Consider the following 5,307-nt stretch of genomic DNA (forward strand, 5'->3'; position numbering starts at 1 on the left):
CCAGCTTGCGCTTGAGCTTCCGCATCAGCTCGGAATTCGCCTCCAGCTCCTCCATCAGCAGCGTCAGCACGTCCAAAGTCTGCCGGCTGATGTGATGCTCCATGCCTTCCACATCCTCATGCACCGTCCCGGGATCGAGTCCGAACCCGGAGAGCAGGCGCGTGAGCACCTCGTGCCTGCGGGCGATCTCCGAGCCGACCTGCCCGCCTTTTTCCGTGAGCACGACGCCGCGATAGCGCTCGTAAACAACGAAACCCTCGGCGTCGAGCCGCTGGATCATGTTCGTGACGCTGGCCTGCGAGATGTCGAGGTTCTTCGCGATGTCCACCACCCGCGCGTAGCCTTTCGAGGCGATCAGATTGTGAATCTGCTCGAGGTAGTCCTCGATGGCGGGCGAATGAACATGAGCGGTGGTTTCCTGGCGCTTGGCTGGCATCGCGCGACGATTAACCCGGCCGGCGTGAGAGGCAAACCGCAATCGGTGGCGGCTGGCTGGAGGCGCAGCACGAAGGTTCGAGAGTTAGCCTGGGCTAAAATTTGGTTGCGAATCAGTCTGGAATGATGTTGTTAGCCGGAGCTAACTTTCTCATGAAAGCCAATCTTCTCTTTCCCAGCCTCTTTCTCTGCGTTGTGGCGGCGGTGGACGCGGCCGAGCCTGTCCGTGAGATGAGCACCGACCGTCCGGACACGACCGAATCCGGCTACACCGTGCCGGCGGGGATGTTCCAGGTGGAGATGAGCTTCTTTGACTACAGCCGCGATGCGGACGCCGTCCAAGGCACCTCCTCCGACATCTGGCTCTACGGCCAGGTGAACCTCAAGGCCGGCCTGACCCGCAGCATGGACCTGCAGGTGATCCTGAACAGCCATGCCGTGGCCGGTGAGTCCGAACGCGGAGACGACACTGCCACGACGGGTTTTGGCGACATCACCATCCGCCTGAAAAAGAACCTGTTTGGCAACGACTCCGGGCCCGTGGCGCTGGCTTTGATGCCCTACATCACCGTGCCGACTCACACCAAGGTGAGCGACGAGACGTGGGCGGGCGGATTGATCGTGCCGCTGTCCGTCACGCTCTCAGACCGGGTGTCGCTGGGGCTCATGATCGAAGGCGACCTCGTCCACGACCCGGAGACCGATGGCTACGACCTGGAGTGGCTGCATTCCGCCACGCTGGGCTTCGGCCTCACCGAACAACTCGGCCTCTACGTGGAGCTGGTCGGCATCGCCGGCCAGGACACGGATTACATCGGCATCTTCGACGCCGGACTCACCTTTGCCGTGACGGATTCGCTCATCTTTGACGCCGGCGTTCGTATTGGCATGAACCGCCCCGCGCCGGACTTCGGCGTGTTCAGCGGTGTCAGCTTCCGCTTTTGATCCTCCATGAAAAAACGTTCCCTCCTCATTCTCCTCGGCGGCGTTCTGACCGCCTGCGGTCCTTCCGCTGACCGGCCGAAGTCCGGCCCGAAGCGCATCCTGACCACCTTCACCATCATCCAGGACATCGCGCAGAATGTCGCCGGCACGGCGGCGATCGTGGAGTCCATCACCAAGCCCGGCGCGGAGATCCACGACTACGAGCCGACGCCGCTCGACCTCGTGAAGGCGCAGGAGGCCGATCTGGTGCTGTGGAACGGCATGGGGCTGGAGCGTTGGTTTGAAAAATTCCTCCAGCAGGTGAAGGACGTGCCCAGCGTGGTGCTCACGGAAGGAATCGAGCCCATGGGCATCAGCGAAGGGCCCTACACCGGCAAACCGAACCCGCATTCCTGGATGTCACCCGCGAACGCCGTCATCTACGTCGAGAACATCCGCAAGGCGCTGGTGCGGCTCGATCCTGCGAACGCGACGACTTACAACACGAACGCCGCCGCCTACACGGAGCAGTTGCGCGCCATCGACGAGCCCGTGCGCAAAAAGCTGGAGGCCATTCCCACGGATCAACGTTGGCTCGTAAGCTGCGAAGGGGCCTTCTCCTACCTCACCCGCAACTACGGCATGAAAGAACTCTACCTCTGGCCCATCAACGCCGACCAGGAAGGCACGCCGCAGCAGGTGCGGAAGGTGGTGGACACCGTGCGCGCCAGCAAGATCCCCGTCGTGTTCTCTGAAAGCACCATCAGTGACAAGGCGATGCTGCAGGTGGCCAAGGAAACGGGTGCGCGTTACGGCGGCGTGCTGTATGTGGACTCGCTCACGGCGCAAGACGGCCCCGCGCCGACGTATCTGAAGCTGCTGCAATACAACGCCGACACCATCGTGAAGGCGTTCACCCATCCCTGAACTCCCCGAATGCCCGACACCGATCCGCCGCTCTCCATCGAAGTCGATGACGTCACCGTGGCCTATGCGAACGGCCACACCGCGCTGCGGGACGCGTCATTCACGCTCGGAGCCGGCACGATTTGCGCGCTGGTCGGCGTAAACGGCAGCGGGAAGAGCACGCTGTTCAAATCCATCATGGGGTTCCTCCGTCCGGTCAGAGGCCGCGTGCGCATCGCCGGGCTGCCCGTGGAGGCCTCGCGGAAGAGGCAGCTCGTCGCCTACGTGCCGCAGAGCGAGGACGTGGACTGGACCTTTCCCGTCAGCGTCTGGGATGTGGTGATGATGGGCCGTTACGGGCACATGAACTTCATGCGCATCCCGCGTGCGGAGGACAAACGAATCGCCCACGAGTGCCTCGAGCGCGTCGGCATGAGCGAGTTCCAAGACCGCCAGATCGGCGAGCTGTCCGGCGGGCAGAAGAAGCGCGTCTTCCTCGCCCGGGCCCTCGCTCAACGCGGCCGCATCATGCTGCTCGACGAGCCTTTCACCGGTGTCGATGTGCAGACGGAGACCGCCATCATCGAGCTGCTGCGCTCCCTCCGCTCCGAGGGCCACATCATCCTCGTCTCCACGCACAATCTCGGCAGCGTGCCCGAGTTCTGCGACCAGGTCGTGCTCATCAACCGCACCGTGCTCGCCTTCGGCCCCACCGAGCAGGTGTTCACGGAGGACAATCTCTCCCGCGCCTTCGGCGGCGTGCTGCGCCATTTCCGCTTCGATCAATCCACCATCCAGGAACACGACGGCCGCACCGTGAAGCTCCTCACCGACGACGAACGTCCGCTCGTCTTCGGCAAGGACGGCCATCTCGAGTACACCGAGCGCCATGGACGCGAGGAACTGGTCAAAGAGCGTGCGAAGGAGGCAGGAGAGCAATGAATGACGAATGCAGAATGACGAATGACGAATGGCCCAATCATTCGTCATTCAAACTTCGTCATTCATTCGTCATTCGTCATTCGCCATTCGTCATTTCACCATGACCACCCTCCTCACGCCCTTCCACTACGAATACATGGTGAAGGCCATCCTCGTGAGCGGCCTCATCGGCGGCGTGTGCGCCTTCCTGTCCTGCTTCATCACGTTGAAGGGCTGGTCGCTGATGGGGGACGCGCTTTCCCATGCCGTCGTGCCCGGTGTGTCGCTCGCGTGGCTGCTGGGGCTGCCGTTTTCGCTCGGGGCCTTCGTCGCCGGGGTGCTGGCGGCGCTTGGCATGGGCTGGGTGCGGAACAACTCGCGTCTGCGGGAGGACGCGGTCATCGGCGTCGTCTTCACCAGCTTCTTTGCGGCCGGGCTGCTGATGCTGTCGCTCCACCCGAGCAATCTCAACCTGCGCACCATCATCTTTGGCAACATCCTCGGCATCTCTGATCCCGACATCTTCCAGGTGCTCGTCATCTCCGCCGTCTCGATCCTCGTGCTCGCGCTGAAATGGCGCGATCTGCTGCTCTACTGCTTTGATGAGGGCCACGCCCGCAGCCTCGGGCTGAACACGCGCTTTCTGCACTTCCTCCTGCTCGCGCTGCTCTCCGCCACCGCCGTCGCCGCCTTGCAGACCGTCGGCGCCTGCCTCGTCGTCGCCATGCTCGTCACCCCCGGGGCCACCGCGTATCTCCTGACCGACCGCTTTGGGAAGATGCTCATCATCGCCACGCTCAGCGGCATCCTGTGCAGCGTCACCGGAGCCTACGTCAGCTACTTTTTGAATGGCTCCACCGGCGGCTGCATCGTCGTCCTGCAGACTCTCATCTTCCTCGCCGCGCTCGTCTTCGCGCCCAAACACGGCCTGCTCGTTGCACGGGCCCAGCGCCGCGCAGCCGCATCCGCCACCGCATGAGCCTGCTCGCCCCCTTTCAATACAGCTTCATGACCGAGGCGCTGCTCGTCGGCGCCCTCGTCGGGGCCGTGTGCGCCGTGCTCTCCTGCTACCTCGTGCTGAAAGGCTGGTCCCTCATGGGGGATGCCGTCTCCCACGCCGTGCTGCCAGGCGTCGTCGGAGCCTACCTGCTCGGCCTGCCATTGGCCGTTGGGGCCTTCGTCTCCGGGCTGTTCTGCGCTGCCGCCACCGGCTGGATCAAATCCAACACCCGCATCAAGGAGGACACCGTCATGGGCATCGTCTTCACCGGGCTCTTCGCTTTCGGTCTCGTGCTCTTCACCAAGGTCGAGACCGAGGCGCATCTGAACCACATCCTCTTCGGCAACATCCTCGGCATCGAGCGTGCCGACCTCATCCAGACCGTCATCGCCTGTGCGCTCACCTTGCTGGTCATCCTGCCCATGCGCAAAGACCTGCTGCTCTTCTGCTTCGACACCGCCCACGCCCGCGCCATCGGCCTGAACACCCAGGCGCTCTACTACGTGCTGCTCAGCCTGCTCGCCGCCACCATCGTCGCCTCGCTTCAGGCCGTCGGCATCATCCTCGTCGTCGCCATGCTCATCACCCCCGGCTGCACCGCCCGGCTGCTCACGGATCGCTTCGACCGCATGCTCCTCATCGCCGCCGGCTCCTCCGTGCTCGCCAGTTGCCTCGGCGTCTATGTCAGCTTCTTCGTCAACGGCTCCACCGGCGCCTGCATCGTCCTCGCCCAGTCCCTGCTCTTTGCCCTCGCCTTCATCTTCGGCCCCAAGCACGGCCTCATCGCCACCCGCCGCGCCGCGTGAACGTCGGCTCGTTCGCCAGCACGAGGCTGGGACGGCCGCTCGTAGGCTCGTTCGCCAGAACGAGAAGGGGGGAGTGGTGGATGCTGGATGCTGGATGCTGGATGAAGGGAGCGCTGTAGCCTGGCTCGTTGAGCCAAAACGAGGCCGGCCAGCGCTCGTAGGCTCGTTCGCCAGAACGAGACGGGGGGCTTGCGCAGCGGCGATGTAGCGGGGAATTCGCTTCGCGACTTCGTCACCGATTCCGCAAAGGCACCGACTCGGTATCGGAATACCGAGCTACAAACCGCGCCCAACTTCAGAGGTAGGATGATTTTG

The 5,307-nt window shown here is 63.5% G+C and carries 6 protein-coding genes; 5 read left to right on the forward strand and 1 reads right to left on the reverse strand.

What is annotated here, in order from left to right:
- Positions 1-436, reverse strand: a 436-nt coding sequence (gene mntR / locus IAE77_RS00460; RefSeq protein WP_294219686.1) for a transcriptional regulator MntR, incomplete at its 3' end; no start/stop codon positions are given.
- A 152-nt stretch (positions 437-588) separates the two neighbouring features.
- Here mntR and IAE77_RS00465 point away from each other — a divergent pair.
- From IAE77_RS00465 to IAE77_RS00485, 5 genes are all read left to right on the forward strand, one after another.
- Entirely contained in the window at positions 589-1,380 is a 792-nt protein-coding gene (locus IAE77_RS00465) for a transporter (RefSeq protein ID WP_294219687.1), read from the forward strand.
- A gap of 6 nt (positions 1,381-1,386) precedes the next feature.
- A complete protein-coding gene (locus IAE77_RS00470; RefSeq protein ID WP_294219688.1) occupies positions 1,387-2,286 on the forward strand; it encodes a metal ABC transporter substrate-binding protein in 900 nt (299 codons plus the stop codon).
- Between the two features lie 9 nt (positions 2,287-2,295).
- Positions 2,296-3,207: a manganese/iron ABC transporter ATP-binding protein gene (locus tag IAE77_RS00475; RefSeq protein WP_294219689.1), complete on the forward strand. Its 912-nt coding sequence runs from the start codon at positions 2,296-2,298 to the stop codon at positions 3,205-3,207.
- 100 nt (positions 3,208-3,307) lie between these two features.
- Positions 3,308-4,165: a metal ABC transporter permease gene (locus tag IAE77_RS00480; RefSeq protein WP_294219690.1), complete on the forward strand. Its 858-nt coding sequence runs from the start codon at positions 3,308-3,310 to the stop codon at positions 4,163-4,165.
- Positions 4,162-4,992 carry a metal ABC transporter permease gene (locus IAE77_RS00485; protein WP_294219691.1) on the forward strand — a complete coding sequence of 277 codons (831 nt, stop codon included), beginning with the start codon at positions 4,162-4,164 and terminating at the stop codon, positions 4,990-4,992. The genes IAE77_RS00480 and IAE77_RS00485 overlap by 4 nt, the downstream gene beginning before the upstream one ends.
- Positions 4,993-5,307 lie beyond the last annotated feature (315 nt).

The organism is Prosthecobacter sp. (genome assembly GCF_014879935.1).
Taxonomy (GTDB): domain Bacteria; phylum Verrucomicrobiota; class Verrucomicrobiia; order Verrucomicrobiales; family Verrucomicrobiaceae; genus Prosthecobacter.